Source organism: Empedobacter sp. UBA3239, from assembly GCF_002362875.1.
Classification (GTDB): Bacteria; Bacteroidota; Bacteroidia; order Flavobacteriales; family Weeksellaceae; genus Empedobacter; species Empedobacter falsenii_B.
This window is the reverse complement of sequence record NZ_DEVJ01000082.1, coordinates 1-17,662: the sequence shown is the minus strand read 5'-3', so window position 1 is coordinate 17,662 and position 17,662 is coordinate 1. Positions and strand designations below refer to the sequence as shown.

General features: G+C 31.1%; 15 protein-coding genes, 1 tRNA gene and 1 pseudogene. 7 read left to right on the top strand and 10 right to left on the bottom strand.

Annotated features, from left to right (window positions below):
- Positions 1–1,221 carry a hypothetical protein gene (locus B4G36_RS12300; protein ID WP_291064212.1) on the top strand — a complete coding sequence of 407 codons (1,221 nt, stop codon included), beginning with the start codon at positions 1–3 and terminating at the stop codon, positions 1,219–1,221.
- A 2-nt stretch (positions 1,222–1,223) separates the two neighbouring features.
- On the opposite strand, the gene B4G36_RS12295 is transcribed toward B4G36_RS12300, so the two are convergent.
- Genes B4G36_RS12295 through B4G36_RS12285 form a run of 3 tightly spaced genes read right to left on the bottom strand, consistent with a single transcriptional unit; the run spans position 1,224 to position 4,859 of the window.
- Positions 1,224–2,474 carry a polysaccharide biosynthesis C-terminal domain-containing protein gene (locus B4G36_RS12295; protein WP_291064211.1) on the bottom strand — a complete coding sequence of 417 codons (1,251 nt, stop codon included), beginning with the start codon at positions 2,472–2,474 and terminating at the stop codon, positions 1,224–1,226.
- A complete protein-coding gene (locus B4G36_RS12290) occupies positions 2,471–3,598 on the bottom strand; it encodes a glycosyltransferase (RefSeq protein ID WP_221854312.1) in 1,128 nt (375 codons plus the stop codon). Before B4G36_RS12290 ends, B4G36_RS12295 begins: the two co-directional genes overlap by 4 nt.
- A gap of 10 nt (positions 3,599–3,608) precedes the next feature.
- Positions 3,609–4,859, bottom strand: a complete 1,251-nt coding sequence (locus tag B4G36_RS12285) for a lipopolysaccharide biosynthesis protein (protein ID WP_291064210.1) — start codon at positions 4,857–4,859, stop codon at positions 3,609–3,611.
- 51 nt (positions 4,860–4,910) lie between these two features.
- Between B4G36_RS12285 and B4G36_RS12280 the strand changes: the two genes are divergently transcribed.
- The 3 genes and pseudogenes from B4G36_RS12280 to B4G36_RS12270 all read left to right on the top strand — a co-directional run bounded on the left by B4G36_RS12280 (position 4,911) and on the right by B4G36_RS12270 (position 6,437).
- Positions 4,911–5,606 (top strand): YjjG family noncanonical pyrimidine nucleotidase, encoded by a 696-nt coding sequence (locus B4G36_RS12280; RefSeq protein ID WP_221854314.1) that lies wholly within the window; start codon positions 4,911–4,913, stop codon positions 5,604–5,606.
- 46 nt (positions 5,607–5,652) lie between these two features.
- Positions 5,653–6,279, top strand: a pseudogene (locus tag B4G36_RS12275) (LURP-one-related family protein); the annotation flags it as partial.
- A gap of 84 nt (positions 6,280–6,363) precedes the next feature.
- Positions 6,364–6,437, top strand: a tRNA-Arg gene (locus B4G36_RS12270).
- A gap of 40 nt (positions 6,438–6,477) precedes the next feature.
- Here B4G36_RS12270 and B4G36_RS12265 read toward each other — a convergent pair.
- The 4 genes from B4G36_RS12265 to hisS form a co-directional block, all read right to left on the bottom strand.
- Positions 6,478–6,921 carry a hypothetical protein gene (locus B4G36_RS12265; RefSeq protein ID WP_257468033.1) on the bottom strand — a complete coding sequence of 148 codons (444 nt, stop codon included), beginning with the start codon at positions 6,919–6,921 and terminating at the stop codon, positions 6,478–6,480.
- Position 6,922: 1 nt separating this feature from the next.
- Positions 6,923–7,147 carry a hypothetical protein gene (locus B4G36_RS12260; RefSeq protein WP_219033884.1) on the bottom strand — a complete coding sequence of 75 codons (225 nt, stop codon included), beginning with the start codon at positions 7,145–7,147 and terminating at the stop codon, positions 6,923–6,925.
- A gap of 78 nt (positions 7,148–7,225) precedes the next feature.
- Positions 7,226–8,146, bottom strand: a complete 921-nt coding sequence (locus B4G36_RS12255; RefSeq protein WP_180905348.1) for a PfkB family carbohydrate kinase — start codon at positions 8,144–8,146, stop codon at positions 7,226–7,228.
- Between the two features lie 58 nt (positions 8,147–8,204).
- Entirely contained in the window at positions 8,205–9,578 is a 1,374-nt protein-coding gene (gene hisS, locus B4G36_RS12250) for a histidine--tRNA ligase (RefSeq protein ID WP_291064209.1), read from the bottom strand.
- A gap of 162 nt (positions 9,579–9,740) precedes the next feature.
- Between hisS and recF the strand changes: the two genes are divergently transcribed.
- The 3 genes from recF to B4G36_RS12235 are packed head-to-tail and all read left to right on the top strand — an operon-like array spanning position 9,741 to position 12,079.
- On the top strand, positions 9,741–10,820 hold the full coding sequence (gene recF, locus B4G36_RS12245; protein ID WP_221854317.1) for a DNA replication/repair protein RecF: 1,080 nt from the start codon (positions 9,741–9,743) through the stop codon (positions 10,818–10,820).
- Complete coding sequence (locus B4G36_RS12240) at positions 10,817–11,119, top strand: DUF721 domain-containing protein (RefSeq protein ID WP_291064208.1); 303 nt, start codon at positions 10,817–10,819, stop codon at positions 11,117–11,119. Before recF ends, B4G36_RS12240 begins: the two co-directional genes overlap by 4 nt.
- The gene (locus B4G36_RS12235) at positions 11,120–12,079 is read left to right on the top strand and encodes a YheT family hydrolase (protein WP_291064207.1); all 960 of its coding nucleotides are present in this window, start codon (positions 11,120–11,122) and stop codon (positions 12,077–12,079) included.
- A gap of 34 nt (positions 12,080–12,113) precedes the next feature.
- Here the strand turns inward: B4G36_RS12235 and B4G36_RS12230 are convergent, their stop codons facing one another.
- From B4G36_RS12230 to B4G36_RS12220, 3 genes are all read right to left on the bottom strand, one after another.
- On the bottom strand, positions 12,114–12,800 hold the full coding sequence (locus B4G36_RS12230; protein WP_291064206.1) for a hypothetical protein: 687 nt from the start codon (positions 12,798–12,800) through the stop codon (positions 12,114–12,116).
- 100 nt (positions 12,801–12,900) lie between these two features.
- Positions 12,901–14,427 (bottom strand): RagB/SusD family nutrient uptake outer membrane protein, encoded by a 1,527-nt coding sequence (locus B4G36_RS12225; RefSeq protein WP_291064205.1) that lies wholly within the window; start codon positions 14,425–14,427, stop codon positions 12,901–12,903.
- A gap of 11 nt (positions 14,428–14,438) precedes the next feature.
- Positions 14,439–17,432, bottom strand: coding sequence for a SusC/RagA family TonB-linked outer membrane protein (locus tag B4G36_RS12220; RefSeq protein WP_291064204.1), 2,994 nt, complete (start codon positions 17,430–17,432; stop codon positions 14,439–14,441).
- Positions 17,433–17,662 lie beyond the last annotated feature (230 nt).

The following is a 17,662-nucleotide window of genomic DNA, read 5'->3' as shown; positions in this document are numbered from 1 at the left end:
ATGAAAACATTATTTAGTTTATTTATTGTTATTTCTATATTTTCTTGTACTGCTCAACAAGGTGGTTTAATTTATCCAGATTCTCAAATAGTCACAAATGCAAAAGTTGTTCATATTACAGATGAATCATCAATAAAAAATTTTACAATAACCAACGATTTACAACCTATTACTTTACAAATAAATGTTATTGTATTAAAACGTGAAGACGGAACGGGGAATTATGATTTAAAAAATCCTGAAGAAAAGAAAGCCTTAGAAAATTTCATGAATTATAGCAATGATGTTTGGATGAACCTTAAACAGCCAGAAGATTTAACAGGATGCTATACCGGAAATGACTTTTATCCTGATACGAAAGTTCGTTTTAAATATAATTATATTGAAATTAAAGATAATTATGCTTGGAACTATAGAAATAGCGGTGCTGATTTAGAGAAAAAGAAATACAGTGGTATTACACCATATAGAGGTTGGTATTTGACTTACTTAGATGACAAAATTGCGCAAGATAAAACTATTCCAAAAGGTTTAAATGTTTACCTAACTATGGATGCAGATCATTATGATAGACTGTATAAAGTAAAAAGTAAAGATTTTAATTTAAACGAAATTGCTGCCGCTGAATCTCCAAGTAATAATTTATCGCAAAGCACAAGTATTCATATACCCAATCGCTACCTGAAATATTTATCGCACAGATACCAAGATCCTATTCGATTTAATAAAACCGTTCAAGAGACCATGTCTTGGGATGTAAACGATGCCCGCGGTTTAGCTCACGAAATTGGACATAGTCTTGGTTTAGGACATCACAACCAATACCATAATGCAAATGCTTGTAAATATACAATTATGTCTCAAGTTGGTCTAGATCCAAGAAATTACCTTCAACCAACTGAAATTTTAAAAGTTCATAAAAACTTGAGAGAAACCAATATGATACAATTTGTAACAGAAGATTCTTTTTTAGGAAATACGTTTATCATGAATGAAAACACCGATTGGAATAAAACGCAACGTTTCTATTCTAATTTAAAACTTGAAAACAATATTACCTTAACGATTACAGAACCTATAATTATTTCTCCACAAGCGACCATTAACTTTGGAAATAATTCGAAAATTATTTTCGAAAATAAAGGAAAGATTATCTATCCAAATGGAAATGATTTTAAAAATTACATCAACAAAAAAGAGAATTCTATTATCCAAAATTAGAGTTAATTCAATTCTTCTAAATATTTTCTAAACAAGAATTTTGCATAAAATCCCGACACTAAAAACATCAACAAAAATCCTAATGCAGCGCCTTCTATTCCATAAGGAGGAATTAGTAATAAATCAAAAGTAATTAGGCTAAAAATTGAAAGTATGGATACTCTAATATTCCAATTGTATTTGCCAATTGCGCTAAATAAATTAAGATAAAGTACGCGAAATAAAATCGCCAAAACAACTGCGACTGTTGTAATAAAAAACACTTTATCTCCCTCTAAATAAGATTCGTTAAAAAATAATTTGATCAACCAATCTTTGAGAAAATAACTTCCTATAAGCATTATTAATCCTATCGGGATAAAAAGTTTATAATAATTTTTAATATAAAACTTCAAAAAGTTTTTATCCTGACAATTCTGGATAATTCGAGGAAAATCCGTTTGAAATAAAATGGTCGGAAGAAATAATAAATTCATCGGAAGGATAATCGCAACCTTATATAAAGCAATGTCTTTATCAAGCATAAATAACGCGATCATCGCAATATCAATAGAAAATAATAATTCGGATGCAAAATAAGCCAATGATTCCATTCTTCCATATCGCCACATTTCTTTCCAATTCATCGATTCCAGTTGATTAACTGCTTTCTGTATCATACTTTTTGAATAAAAAAGTAAACTCAAAAAAGGAGCAATTGCCAACGAAATCATATAACCTATCAGACCAAAATAAAAAGTCAAAATAAAAGTGAGTAACAACCCAAAACAATTGATAAAAATATTTAGAGAAGCAAACTTTTTATTATTTCCATTAATTCGATAATCGATGGTTAAATGCGCGTGAAAAAAAAGACCAAAAAGTCGAATTGCAAACAAAAGAATAATCCACTCCAAATGTTCAAATTTTAGCGCATATAAATTTGCAATAAGTATAAAAAGAATCGATAAAAAGAATTGATATACAATACCATTACGAAGTAGTTTTCTGCTCAAATCTCGACGAATAAGTTCATCTTCTTCGGAAGAACCAAATTTCATCAAAACCTGCAACGAACCAAAACCATTCCATGGTGACATAAAAGCAACTATTGAGGCTATAAGTGTTATTCGACCAAATTCATCTTGCGGAATCATTTTAACAATAAAAATGGTATTGATTAATAGCACAAATTTCCCTATCAAAAAAGATAAAAAAATATAGAAGCCGTTGTTCTGTAAAAATGATTGTAAGAATTTGATTAAATCTTTCATTTCACAACTTGTGTGTAAATTTCATTATAATGTTCGGCAATTTCTTCTTTAGCAAATAGCTTTCTTGCATAGTCATTCATCTTTTCAGCTTCTGCAAATTTCTTCCCTTTTATAACCTCAATCATCGCTTCAAACAATTGATCTTCATTTTCAGATTCGATTAAAATTCCAAAATTATTCGGAAAAAACTCTTCAATACCACCAACTTTCGTCGCAATTAATGGTAATCCTGTCGCAAAAGCTTCTGCTTGTACACAAGGTTGGTTTTCGAATCGACTAAATAACACAAAACAATCTGCATCATTCATCTTCTGATTAACTTCATGATGTTCTAATCGTCCAAAAGTTGTGATATAATTTTCTAACTTATGTTCTTTTATAAAATGTATAATTGGAGTTAAACCACCATTTCCTCCTATATAAAATTTAAACGAATAATTGTTTTCTGCTAATCTTTTTGCCACATTCAACATGCCTGAGATATTTTTGTGTTGATCACCTAAATGTGATAAATGCAAAAAACGAATTTCGTTAGAATTTAAATCTAATTTGTAATCAAATCTTTCTAAATCAACAACATTTGGAATTACTTGATAAGAAACTTTATGATTAATCTTTTTTATAGATTCTCCTAAATGAGTGGAAACAGGTAAAACTATATCAACAAAATTAAGAATTTTCTTAATCGCCAAGCGCTTATAAAACGGAAGTTGAATAAATTTATTCGGATGCAAATTCGTCCAATGTTCTGTTAAAATAACAGGTTTTTTATATTTTATTTTTAAGTAGGTTGATAATAAACCCGCTGGATAAATAACATTCAAATGAATTACATCAAAATGATTAACCAAAGCAATACCCTTTAGAAATGCTCTAATTTGTTTAATCAAATTAAACGGACCGAAAAAAGATGGTTTAAAATAAATAATTATCTCTCTTACATTTTCATTGATATTATCTGTAATCTCAAAATCAGATTTCAAATTTTGGTCCTTAATTGCATGTACAAGTGTTACATTATTTAAAGTAGATATTGCTCTTAAATGGCGTTGTATAAAATCTCCATTATCTAAAAGTACACGACTTGGGTACCAAGAAGCCAAAGCTAATATATCTTTTCGCAAATTATTCACCTTACTTTTTATATCTCTTAAGTTCTTTCATTACAAAGTAAAGTTGAACCAAATAGCCCATTCCCGCAAAGAAAGAATATAGGGATAACGTCAAAAGTATGTTTTTATTTAGTCCGCCAATCACACAAGTAATCAATGTGACGAAAACCAAATAAATATTAAAGTATAAGGCGTAATGATTTTTCTTGATAACCACGACTATTTGCTGAATAGGATTCATTGCAGAACGACACAAAATCCAAAATGAAAGTATCCACGTCATAATATGCAGGCCTCGCCATTCTGGTCCAAGCATCCACTCGAGAATAAAAATTCCGATACAATTCATCAACAAAAGAAAAACAGCAATTGCTCCAACGTTGTACAGTACCACTTTTTTCGATAAATCATATAATTGATGCGAACGATGATCAATCATTGCAGCAGATTTCTGAAAGAAAACTTTCGACATCGAATTGGAAAGTAATGTCAAAGGAACAACCAAAATTTTAGCTGAATTTCCCACAAAAGCAACATCTTCTTTCATAAAATAAATCGCAATCATAATTGGTAACAAATTGTTCGCAATTGCATTCAACGATTCTGAGGGTAATGTATATTTTAGGATTTCTTTGTTCTTAGAAATTGTTCGTTTAGCCAACCCAAAATCAATCGAAGAAAATCGTCCTTTTGTAATTGAAAAATAGTATGCACAAGACAAAATAGTTCCGAAAATTGTTCCATAAATCAATCCTGTTTCTTTGTAGCCTATCCAATAAAAAATGAACTGGAAAAAGACCGAAAACAGTGCATTAATCACAAATCCAGTTGAAATACTTTTGAATAATTTATACTTCGTAAACAATGTATTTTGAACATTATTCCAAGCTGTAAATAATCCTGCAACACAACTTAAGAAAACAATAAATAAGGAGGTTTTGAATGTGAAAATTTTTTCTAAAATAGCATAACCCAAAAAGAATAAAATCGTTACAATACTACTCACTAATAATAGGGTTGTAAACAAATTTCGAATCGCTTTTGATGATTTCGAAATCACGAAAATATTCTCTAAACGAAACGTTGTCAAAATAGAAAGAATGGCTACAAAACTTAAAAAAGCATTGTAAGTTCCCGACGCTTCTGGACCATAAATTCGAGCCAAAATAATTCCGCCAATAAACATAATCACTTGCGCAATTGTGTTACCTGCCAACAAAGACAAAACACCTTTGGCATTCTTCGTTTTAAATTTTTCTAACTTCGCTTTCAATTGATATTTTCTTCATCAGCAAATCTACATAAAATCCTTAGCTTTGCATTTATGAACACAATAAAACACGTTTTTTTCGATCTTGATAACACACTTTGGGATTTCAGAAAAAATGCAAAATTCGCGCTAGATGAGCTTTACAAAAAGTATGATGTAGAAAATAGATATGGTTTTACATTCGAGGAATTTCATCCATTTTATCACGATAGCAACGAAGGTCTTTGGGCTTTGATTCGTGACAAAAAAATTACAAAAGAAGAATTACGTGCTCGTCGTTTCAAAGAAGCTTTTGATAATCTTGGGATTGATAATGATGCTCTAGCAAAGATTTTTGAAGATGAATACATGGAAACGATTACCAATTACAATGAAGTGGTGGATGGAGCAATGGAATTGTTGGATTATTTGAAACCAAAATATCAATTACACATTATCACAAATGGATTTATCGAAGTTTCGAAACGTAAAATTGAAACATCAGAATTAAATGGTTATTTTGATACGGTAACTTATGCAGACGAAATCAAAATCTTGAAACCTGATCCTCGTATTTTTTCTTTGGCAATGGAAAAATCTGGTGCTAAAAAAGATGAATCAATTTACATTGGTGACGATTGGATTGCAGATGCTGTTGGCGCAAAAGCTTTCGGAATGTCGGCTATTTTCTTTGATCGATTAGATGATAATTTTTCGATGGATGATGTTCCTACAATTACACATTTAGATGAAGTAAGAAATTATTTATAAACTTAAGGTTCAGAAATTCTGAACCTTTTTTTATGTCAGAAAAAAATCTATTTTTGATAAAAATTACTCAATACTTATGAATTTAAACAACCTAAAATTTCCGCTTGATATAAAGTTTCATATTGCAACTTTTTCCAATGATTTTTCTGTAACAGATGCTAATAATCAACCTGTGTTTTATGTACGCGAAAAAATTCTTTCGTGGCGAGATGTGATTAAAATCTACCGTGATTCATCGAAAAAAGAAGAACTTTTTCAACTTCGTTCGAATAAAATCATCGATTTTCAACAAACTTTTACCATTACAGATGCGAACGGAAATGTTTTTGGTAAAGCAAAACGAAAAACTTTCAAATCCTTTTGGAAAGCGACTTTTCATATTTACGACGCAAATGATAATCATTTATTTACAATCAACGAACGTAGTGGTTTTACGCGTATGATGGACGGAATGGTTGGAGAAATTCCCGTTGTAGGATTTTTCTCAGGTTATATTTTCAATCCAAAATATGTTTTAACTGATTTACAAGGAAGAGAAATGATGGAAGTATCAAAAGAACCTTCATTCTTTGGACGAAAATTTAAATTAAATCAATATCAATCATCCGAAAATGATACACTTTTTGTTTTGAGTTTTATGATGATGCTCATAAGCGATAGAGATCGAGGATAATTTTATTTAAAAAATATTTGCAGATTCAAAAATAGTCTTTATATTTGCAGTCCAAAATAAGAACAATAGTTTCTTATCAAGAATGGCCGAGTGGCGCAACTGAATAGCGCACTTGATTACGGCTCAAGAGGTTACAGGTTTGAATCCTGTCTCGGTCACAAAAGCAAAAGCTCATCAAAATTTGATGAGCTTTTTATTTTAATACACTTCTGTTTCTTGCGGAATTTCTTCTACTTTTTGAGATTTTTTTGTCATAAAAAATATACAATTCCCAAACCACGTAAACCAAAAAATATAAAATCCGAAATGGAAAGTCTTTTTCAATAAACGATGTGAGGTTTCAGTAAAATCGTAATAGCAATAAATTAATCCAATAATTCCCATAAAAAGGAAAATGAGAGGCAATAACAAACGTTTAAAACGTTTCGTTGTTTTCTCATTCCAAATGGATAATACGATAAAAATAACAGCTTGTATAGCGAATAATAACAAGGCTGTTTTCCACCACGATTTCAGGATCGTATATTCGTTGTAAATAATTGTGATTCCTATTTTACCGATGAATGACATTTTCGAAATCATTATTCCAGAAAGTAAAGAGGAAAATGCCAATATGAGAAGATGTATAATTTTGTTTTTCATTTTAATTAAAATATAAGAAAGCAACACCAAATATTAATCCAATTAGAATTAACAAACCTACTACTGCATTATAAAATTTATGCCAACCTGATTCATTTTGAGAAAATTCCTCAAAATTTAACTTTGGATTAAATAGTTTTAAAATAATATATCGAACTCGTATTCCAAAAATTTCTATTATAAGTTCACTAATCGCAATAAAAATTATTTCAAGAATAATCTGCATATAAATAATTTACAATCTAATATAAAACAAAAAAGCCTTGCAAATGCAAGGCTTTAAATATTTTGATGAATAATTCTCTTATAAATTAATTGAGAAATCCATTAATTTTTTGAATTCTTTCAAACGTTCAGCTAAACCATCACGTGTTAAATCTCCTAATGATTCAGTACCGAATTTTTCACATGTTACAGATGCTAATGCAGATCCGTAAACAATTGCACGTTTCATGTTATCGAAAGAAAAATCGTTTGTTTTTGCTAAGTATCCGGAGAAACCTCCTGCAAATGTATCTCCTGCTCCTGTTGGATCGAAAACATCTTCTAATGGTAAAGCTGGTGCAAAGAAAACTTGTTCTTCTTGGAATAATAAAGCTCCATGTTCACCTTTTTTGATGATAACTGTTTTTGGTCCGAATGTCATGATTTTTTTAGCAGCTTTCACTAAACTATATTCACCTGACATTTGACGCGCTTCTTCGTCATTAATAGAAATTACATCAACATCTTTGATCACATCCATCAACTCATTCCAAGCACAATCCATCCAAAAGTTCATTGTATCTAAAACAACCAAACCTGGACGATTATCTAATTGTGTCAACACTCCTTTTTGTACCAATGGATGTAAGTTTCCTAACATCAAAACGTCTGGAGATTTGCGATCTTGAGGAACAATTGGATTAAACGTTTCTAAAACATTCAATTCTGTTGCTAACGTATCACGTGTGTTCAAATCATTATGGTATTTACCTTCCCAAAAGAATGTTTTTCCTTCTTTTACGATTTCCATTCCATCTAAATTAATTCCTTTTGAAATTAATAAATCGATGTATTCTTGTGGAAAATCTCCACCAACAACTGAAACGATTGCAGTATCCACGCCCAATAAAGAAGACGCCATACCGATATATGTAGCGGCACCACCTAAGATTTTATCTGTTTTCCCGAAAGGAGATTCTAATTTATCAAAGGCAACTGTACCAACTGTTAATAAACTCATTTTATATTCTTGATTAAATAGTTTGCAAATATATTGAATAGATTTGAATTAAGACATATTAAGACAATGCGTTAGCCAAATCAGCAAAAGCAACTTCGGTTTGTTCTCCCGAAATCATATCTTTTACTGTCGCTTTTTGCTCAGCAATTTCTTTTTCACCCAAAAGAATTACTTTCTTAATTCTTTTTTTATCAGCATATCCCATTTGCTTTTTCATTTTTGCATCATCAGGATAAACCTCTGTATTAATTCCACTTTGACGTAATTGTTTTACCAATTTCATTGCCTCAGCAGCTTCTTTCGTTCCGAAATTAATGAACAATGCTTGGATATTTGTTGAATCTTCTAAAGCTGGGAATAAATTATTTTCTTCTAAAACTAAATATGTACGATCTAATCCAAAAGAAATTCCTACTCCAGAAATATCTTTCAATCCAAAAATTCCTGTCAAATCATCGTAGCGACCTCCTCCACCAATAGATGAAGAGAATTCTCCGATTTTCGCTTTCACTTCGAAAATAGCTCCAGTATAATAATCTAAACCACGTGCTAATGTCAAGTTCAAAACTAATTCAGCCGATTGTAAACCAATATTTGTTGTATTTTCAAAAACAAATTCTAATTCTTCAATTCCTTTTAATCCAGTTTCCGAAGATTTTAAAATTTCATTTAATTGTGCAAATTGAGTTTTATAATCACCGTTCATTGAGAATAAAGGTGATAAAATTTCGATGGCAGAATCAGAAATTCCTTTTCCACGCATTTCTTCTTTTACCGCTTCTTCACCAATTTTATCCAACTTATCTAAAGCCACTGTAAAATCAATCAATTGAGCCGAAATATCTGCTACTTCTGCTAAACCTGATAAAATTTTACGATTGTTGATATGAATTTCAACTGGCGTTTTTAATTCTGTAAAAACTGAATCATATAATTGTACAAAATCAACTTCTTGTAACAACGAATCCGAACCTACAACATCCGCATCACATTGAAAAAACTCACGAAAACGACCTTTTTGAGGACGATCGGCACGCCAAACTGGTTGAATTTGGTAACGCTTAAATGGGAAAGTAATTTCATTCTGATGTTGCACAACGTAACGCGCAAAAGGTACAGTTAAGTCGTAACGCAACGCTTTTTCTGAAATTTGCGAAATTACTTTTTGACTATTTTTATCTGTCAACAATTGCTCATCAACTTTTGCTAAATAATCTCCAGAATTCAAAATCTTGAAAATTAATCGATCTCCTTCTTCTCCGTATTTACCTGTTAAAGTTGATAAATTTTCGAATGATGGAGTTTGGATTGGAGAAAATCCGAACAAAACGAATTGTTTTTTAATCGTGTTGATAATATATTGACGACGATTCACTTCTAAAGGTGAGAAATCTCTTGTCCCTTTGGGAATCGATGGTTTTTGAATTGCCATTTTTCTAAATCTTACTTATAAAGATGCAAAAATACATCATTTTGATTTTTAACTCGACATTTTGTTTCAAAATCATTGTTTTAGGATTGAAAATCATTATAAAAAATCATAAATCAAACTTCGTCAATCGTAAATCTTAATTAATATCGTAATTTTGCTTTTATGTATTTGAAAGAACTTAAAGCGCGACAATTCAAGAATTTTGATGAAAATAATTTCGAATTTTCACCAAAAATTAATGCTTTTGTAGGACAAAATGGAAAAGGCAAAACCAATATTTTGGATGCTATTCACTATTTGGCTTTAAGTAAATCGTATCTGAATCATTCGGATGCGATGAATATTCAGTTTGATTGTGATTTTTTTACATTAGAAGGTACTTTTGATCGAAACGAATCTGATGATGTGATTTTTTGCTTGGTTCGTTCTGGTCAGCCCAAACAATTAAAACGAAATTCTAAATCGTATGATCGTATTTCTGATCATATTGGTCAATATCCTTTAGTGATGATTTCACCTTATGACAGTGATTTAATCAAAGAAGGAAGTGAAGTTCGACGCAAATTTTTGGATAATATTATTTCGCAATCGAATAAGCAATATTTAGCTGATTTGATGCGATACAACAAGGTTTTAGTTCAACGAAATGCCTTGCTAAAATACTTTGCTGCAAATAATACATTTGATTCAACTTCTTTGGAAATTTATGATGAAGAATTGATTCATTTAGGAAAGAAAATACATGAAGTTCGAAAAGAATTTATTCAAACTTTTTTGGAAGCATTCCTAAAATATTACAATGAAATTTCAGAAGGTCGAGAAAAAGTGAACATCGAATATGTTTCGCAATTAAATGATGCACCTTTTGAAACGGTTCTGAAAGAGGCTTTGTACAAAGATCGTTCGGCGCAATATTCGACAGCCGGAATACATAAAGATGATTTATTGTTTACGATTACCAATTATCCTGTCAAAAAATTTGGTTCGCAAGGTCAACAAAAATCATATTTAATCGCCTTGAAATTAGCCCAATTAGAAGTGATCAAATCTTCATTAAACATCACTCCATTATTATTATTGGACGATATTTTTGACAAATTGGATGAACACCGTGTAACACAATTGATTAAATTAGTGAACGAAGAACGTTTTGGACAAATCTTTATTACCGATACACATCCCGACAGAACAGAGCAAATCATTAAACAAATTAATTCTGAAAGTAAAGTTTTCCGACTATGAAAAAGTATGAAAAACGAAGTAATCAACAAACGCTTGGTCAAGCTTTAGAGCATTTCATTAAACAAAATGGAAAAGAAGAATTGATTTGGGAAGTGAAAGCAGAAGAGGCCTGGCAAACGGTGATGGGAAAGTTTTTCGAGAAATATACGGACCGAGTTGAAGTACGACAAAGAGTTTTGTATGTAAAAATTAATTCTCCTGCAATGAGACAAGAATTATTGATGGGAAAATCAAAGATTCTAGCTAATATAAATGAAGAAATTAAAAAGGATTTTTTAGTTGACGTAAAAATATTTTAAATGCCTTACATCGAACATTCGAGTTATCCGAAACCTAATTTCATCAATAGAAATGCGCATCTTTCTACCATTATTCCAGCGAAATTCAAGAAATATCCTGTTCCAAATTACACAAGAGAAAAAATGGAAACTGATGATGGTGATTTTCTGAATTTGGATTGGCGATTTCAAGAAAATAAAGACAAATTAGTTATACTTTTTCACGGATTAGAAGGCGATTCGAAACGAACGTATCTTAATTCGTGTTCAGATTATTTTTATGATAAAGGATTTAATATTCTGGCTTGGAATCATCGCTCTTGTGGAGGTGAAATGAATGACACTTGTCGTTTGTATCATCATGGATCAATTGATGATGTACACAGAGTTGTAGAAAAAGCGTTGAAAGAAAATTATCAAGAAGTTTATTTGATTGGCTATTCGATGGGTGGTGCTTTGGTTTTGAATTATCTTGGAGGTTATGAAGTTTCGAACAAGATAAAATCTGCTGTTGTTTTTTCTGCACCAATTTCTCTAAAATCATGTGCTGACACATTGAAAATATTTCCGAATACAATTTATTTTAAAAATTTCAAACGCACTTTAGTTCCAAAATTTAAAATAAAAGCAAAACAATTTCCAGGAGTTCTGAATGAAAAAATGATTGATAAGATCAAAACATTTGATGAAATTGATGATTATTTTACTGCACCAATGCATGGTTATAGCAGCAAAGAAGATTACTATCACAAAGCTTCGCCTGCAACTGTTTTAGATCATATCAAAACACCATGTTTGATTGTCAACGCTGCAAATGATCCTTTTTTAGGGAAAGATTGTTATCCTATCGAACGTTTTAAAAATCATACATTTTGCACTTTCGAAATGCCAAAATACGGTGGGCATTGCGCATTTCCATTAAAGAATAATCCACATTCTTGGGCAGAAATCAGAGCTTGGGAGTTTATAAAAGACTATTAAAAAAGAGTATAAATATTAAATTATCCTCTTTTTCTTATTTATTGATATAGTTCATTAACTTTAGAAGATCAGCTTCAGAAGTAGTTGAAATTTTTTCAGATTTTATAAAATCTTTAATATTTTGCTCCGCAAACATGTTCACAAAATCCTCTTTTTTCTTTGGAATAGTACGAATATCATTTCCTTGTTTGAAAAAGTATACAGGCTTAGAAGCTTTATATTCTTTCACTTTTGTGCCCGTATCATATGCATCAGATTTCACAAGTTTATCATTAAGGTTAACTGGTATTTTTTTCAATAAAGCAACTTTTTTCCCATTCTCTAATAATTCCAAATAGCCGGATTTTACTTTATTATCGAAATCGTATTGCGCTATATAAATGAATTTCTTGTTCAATTGAGGAAATTCATAGATTGCATTGGTATAATGATTAAGATTATAAACATTTCCGTCTTTCATAAACTCTAATTCATCGGTATAATAATTATATCTCAATAAATTAATATCTCCCGTATCAACCCCTTTTAATGAAAAAATAGAAAGATTATTTCCTAAATAGGGATCTCCTTTTATATTTATTTCTTCTGGAGAAGATCGCATGTAAAATGAAGATCCAAAACTTAGAGTCATTGGATTATGAATAATTTGAGTGTCTTGTGCTATTGCAACATAAAAGTTAAACAAAAGAGCTGGTAGAATAATATATTTTTTAGAATTCATAATAGTGATATGTGTTGATATTCTAAATTACAGAATTATATTCAATATATTATAAAAAAAATCCCCTCATTTGAGGGGATTAAAATCTATATATTATTGATTAATAACCTGGAGTTTGTCCCACGTTTGTATCAATATTAATAATTGCTTGTGGAATTGGGAATTGCCATAAGTGAGATGATGGATCTAAAGATTGCGTAGGAGACGCAGTTCCTGTACCATCTGCTCTATGTCCATTACCTGCACGTTGTAACCCTTGCGCATATTTCGCAGGAATTCCTGGTACACCCATTAAACGTTTGATTGTGTAGAAACGATCACCTTCGAATGCTAATTCTTTACGTCTTTCAGTAATAATAGCTTCGAATAATGCATCTCCTGTTTCACCACCAGTATATGAAGTGTAACGTGCATCTCTTAATTTATTTAAAGTTGCTAAAGCACCAGCTTGATCTCCATTTAAATATTGAGCTTCTGCTAATGTTAAAATTACATCTTCAACACGTAAGTAACGTCCGTCATTAACTCCTCCATTGTAACCATTTCTGTTGAACATGTATTTTGCAACTACATTTTGAAGATTATCTCCATCATAAGCTGTAGCTTTTGTCGTTAAAATACTTGCATTTAAACGCTCAGGTTCTGTTGCAGGATTAAATAAGTCGTATAACTCTTTATCAACATTATACTCGAATCTAAAGTTAGCTTGAGTAGTACCTTGACTATAGTTTGTACCTAATTGTAAGTCATTTGTTTTAAAGAATGGGAAAACAATTAAAGCTCCTTGGTTCGTTTCTGTTTTCCAGAAAGCAGCTAAAGATGATTTATTTGTAGGCGCTACAGCATTTACAACTGGAGTAGCATGTTCAATTACTTTCGCATAGTTCCCTGCGTATAAGTAAATTTTAGACATAATACCTCTTAAAGATGTTTGATTTAAGCGGTAGAATGCATTAGAACTTACAACACCTGCACCTGGATATGTCGCTGATGCAATTTTCGGTAAAGCTTCTTCTAAATCTGCTAAAAGTTTTGTATATACATCTCCAATTTTTGCTTCTCTTGAAGGTTGAGCTGTATAATCAAAAGTGTCAATGTAAGGAATTCCTAAAGTATTTACAGCATTTGCCGACTGAGTAGGAATTTGTGCGTAAGATTTAGCAATCTCAAAGTGTGCAATCGCTCTTAAAGCTTTAGCCTCTGCTATGATTCTTTCTTTCGCTGGACCGTCAGGTAAATTTCCAATTTTAGATAAGATTTTATTTGCATTCGAAATAATTACATATCCGTTTTGGTAAACATCTGTAGGTGTCGTATTACTGTTATAGTTAAAGTAAGAAGATGCGTAATTTGTTTTTCTTCCTGTTGGATTAAATACTAAGTTATCAGATAATAAATCACCCACAATAATCATGTCTCTTGCATTAGATGAACCTCCATAGAAACCAGAGCTTTTGAATCCATCATACACACCTTTTAATGCAATATCAAAATCTTCCTCTGTCGTATAGAAGTTTGTATCCGTTAGGTTATTAGGTGAATCTAATAATAAATCATCTTCACTACAAGATGTAAATCCTAATGCTAATGATAACGATAATAACGATAAAAATATATTCTTTTTCATTGATCTAAAATTTAAAATGATACATTTACTCCTAATGAATATGTTCTAGTCATTGGATATCCAAATCCTGTAAATGAATTTGAAACGTATCCTGTACTGTTTACTGTACTAGATTCTGATGAACCTGTACCTTGGATTGGGTTACCGTGGAATTTAGTAAAAATTGCTAAATTCTGTGCTTGACCGTAAATTCTTAATGATTTTATTGGTGTAGAATCTAATAATTTTTGACTAACATTGTAACCAATTGATAAACTTCTAAATAAGATATAATCATTTTTCTCTAAGAATTGAGTAGAGTATTGGTGACCTGTTTCATCTGGCTTAGCGAATCTTGAGTTATCTCCAGGATTTCTCCAGTAATCGTTAGCAGAAACATCTTTATTTGTTAATCCGTTAGGATCTGTAATCCATTGGTAAACATTATTAAAAGCATAAGCACCCGCTGAATAAGTGAAATCAGCATTTAAATCAAATCCGTAAACTTTTGTGTTTAATCCGAAACCTCCGAATACTTTAGGTAATGGTGTTTTTCCTGTTGCTACAGCATCTCCACCACTGTATGTTGTTGTTATATTTCCATCAATATCATAATATTGAGCCTCACCTGTTTCACTGTTTACACCAGCCCAACGTACCATATAGAATTGGTATGGCGCTTGCCCTTCGATATGAACCATATTTTCAACACCTCCAGTTACAAATAATTCGTCTGTTCCATTTAATTTATCTACTTTATATTTAACATTTGTTAAATTACCATAAACTGATAAATCAAAGTTTTTAGAACGTACTACATCGTAAGCTAAATCGATTTCAAATCCATTTGTTGTTAACTCTCCTGCATTTACGAATGAAGTATAAGCTCCTGAAGTATAAGAATATCTATTAGGGAAAATAAAGTCACTACGAGTATCTTTAAAGTATGCAGCAGAACCTGTTAATGAGTTTTTCAATAAAGCAAAATCAACACCTAAGTTTAATTTTTTATTTACCTCCCAACTTACATTAGGATTTGCAGCATTTCTTCTTGGTGTAGCTGAAAACTGACCATTGTAGAATCCTAAATTAATTAAGTTTAAGTTAGAATATGTTGTTAAAGCAGAATCATCACCTACTTCTCCATAAGATCCTTTAAACACTAAACTGTTAACAACTTTACTTCCTTTTAAGAACTCTTCTCTTGCTAAATCCCATCCTACAGAGAATCCCCAGAATGTTCCGTATAAGCTTTCTCTACCTGCCAATGAAGTACCATCTCTTCTTACATATGCATCTAACATATATTTACGATCATAATCGTAAGAAGCTGCTCCAATATAACCGTAACGAGCTACTTGAGATCTTTGAGTATAAGATGATCCTCCTCCTAAAATTTCTTGAGCTAAGTTTTGTGTAATTAAATTGTTATTAGGGAAATTACGTCCTGCTAATACAATTTGATAATTATTATATTTTTGATACTCAGATGCTGCAGTTAAACGTAAATTATGTTTATCCCATGAATTCACATAACTTACCTCATTTCTCCAGTTAAAATTTAAATTATCTCTAGAGTTATCTGTTTTACTTGAAGGGCTTCCTAATAATTGTGCTAAGTAAGTATTATTTCTGTTAAAAATTTCTTGTTGTAGTCTTACATAAGTCGCACCAAAAGTTGTACGAGCTGTAACATTTTTCACAACATCCACCTCTACAAATCCAGAACCAAATAATTTAAATTGTCTGTTTTTATTATAAGCTTTAGCCATTTCATCTAATACTGGATAACCTCCTCCGTTATCAGCATTATAGACTGGATAACCCCATTGGTCATATTTAATGTTTCCGTCAGCATCAAATTCATATACATTTGCATATGGCTGATTTTCTAACACTCCATTAAATGGAGATTGGGCATTAAATCTATCACGAGGAATATCTCTTGTTTGGTAAGATCCATTCACATTCGCTCCGATTCTTAACCAATCTTTTGCTTTATTCATAAAACTATAAGATGATGTTATCCTTTCAAATCCTTTGTAATAAATAACAGCACCTTGATCTTTATCGTGTCCAATACTAAAGTTTTGGCTTAAATTACCTTCGTTACTTGCAATCGAAACATAATTAGATGATAAGATCCCTGTTTTATAAGTTTCATCAGCCCAATTTGTATTAATCTTAGATAACTCTGCGATTTCTGCATCAGACCAATCATACCCTAAATTTGGGTTCAAATTATTTAAATCTCTTTGGAAATTTAATAATTGAGACGAGTTCATTACCTGAATTTTAGGTAAATCCATCATTGTAGTTACCCCGATTCTACCCGTATAACTTACAGTTGTCCCTCCTTTCTTAGCTGTCTTTGTTTTAACAATTACAACACCATTTGCTCCTCTTGCACCATAAATAGCTAATTGTGAAGCTTCTTTTAATACTTTGATACTTTCAATATCAGATGGATTGATAGAGTTCATGTCTGATTCTGACATATATGTCCCATCTACCACATATAATGGAGATTTCACTCCTCCTGATAAACCAATTGCACCACGAATAGTTACATTGGCTGTACTTCCTGGAGCCCCACTTTGTGCTTGCGATACTAAACCAGAAACTTTACCACCTAACATCTGATCTACAGATAAAGAAGGATTAAAATCTTTGATTTGATCTGAATTAACAACAGTTTGACCTGCTTTTGCTGGTGCTTCGAAGATACTTTTAATTACAACTTCTTGTAAATCAGTATTTTCAGAATACTTCAAAGCTCCTAAATTAGTAGAAGTTACTTTAAATTCTTTTCCATTGATAATTAAAGTGTCACCAACTTTAGCATCAATGTTAAAATTTCCGTTCTCGTCAGTATACGCAACTTTATCTGTACCTTTTACAGTTACCTCTACGTCTGACTCTGGAAAATTGTTACCATCGTTTACTACACCCGTAACTTGAGCAAAAGCTATTGTCCCTAATCCTAGGAAAGCTAATAAGCCCAAAGATGTTAATCTTCTCCTCATAGTTTTAATATTTTATAACATTTTAGACAAAACTCTAACTTTTTTTTAAGATTTCCAAAAAATAATCTATTTTTTTTATTTATCAACATCTTTAAAGAAATAACTTTACATTATTATATTCAGTACCCGTTGTGCATTTTAAATAATTTGAGTTTTTTATTATTAATATTTCGATTTAAGTATATTTTATTAATTAATGTACTGAATCACTGTTTGTGCAGTAATTTTAG

Excerpts from the sequence above, each read along its gene's own strand:
- B4G36_RS12255 (WP_180905348.1), bottom strand. The coding sequence starts at position 8,146 with ATGAGTTTATTAACAGTTGGTACAGTTGCCTTTGATAAATTAGAATCT.
- B4G36_RS12220 (WP_291064204.1), bottom strand. The coding sequence starts at position 17,432 with ATGAGGAGAAGATTAACATCTTTGGGCTTATTAGCTTTCCTAGGATTA.
- B4G36_RS12280 (WP_221854314.1), top strand. The coding sequence starts at position 4,911 with ATGAACACAATAAAACACGTTTTTTTCGATCTTGATAACACACTTTGG.
- hisS (WP_291064209.1), bottom strand. The coding sequence starts at position 9,578 with ATGGCAATTCAAAAACCATCGATTCCCAAAGGGACAAGAGATTTCTCA.
- B4G36_RS12260 (WP_219033884.1), bottom strand. The coding sequence starts at position 7,147 with ATGCAGATTATTCTTGAAATAATTTTTATTGCGATTAGTGAACTTATA.
- B4G36_RS12230 (WP_291064206.1), bottom strand. The coding sequence starts at position 12,800 with ATGAATTCTAAAAAATATATTATTCTACCAGCTCTTTTGTTTAACTTT.
- B4G36_RS12295 (WP_291064211.1), bottom strand. The coding sequence starts at position 2,474 with ATGAAAGATTTAATCAAATTCTTACAATCATTTTTACAGAACAACGGC.
- recF (WP_221854317.1), top strand. The coding sequence starts at position 9,741 with ATGTATTTGAAAGAACTTAAAGCGCGACAATTCAAGAATTTTGATGAA.
- B4G36_RS12235 (WP_291064207.1), top strand. The coding sequence starts at position 11,120 with ATGCCTTACATCGAACATTCGAGTTATCCGAAACCTAATTTCATCAAT.
- B4G36_RS12225 (WP_291064205.1), bottom strand. The coding sequence starts at position 14,427 with ATGAAAAAGAATATATTTTTATCGTTATTATCGTTATCATTAGCATTA.
- B4G36_RS12300 (WP_291064212.1), top strand. The coding sequence starts at position 1 with ATGAAAACATTATTTAGTTTATTTATTGTTATTTCTATATTTTCTTGT.
- B4G36_RS12265 (WP_257468033.1), bottom strand. The coding sequence starts at position 6,921 with ATGAAAAACAAAATTATACATCTTCTCATATTGGCATTTTCCTCTTTA.
- B4G36_RS12240 (WP_291064208.1), top strand. The coding sequence starts at position 10,817 with ATGAAAAAGTATGAAAAACGAAGTAATCAACAAACGCTTGGTCAAGCT.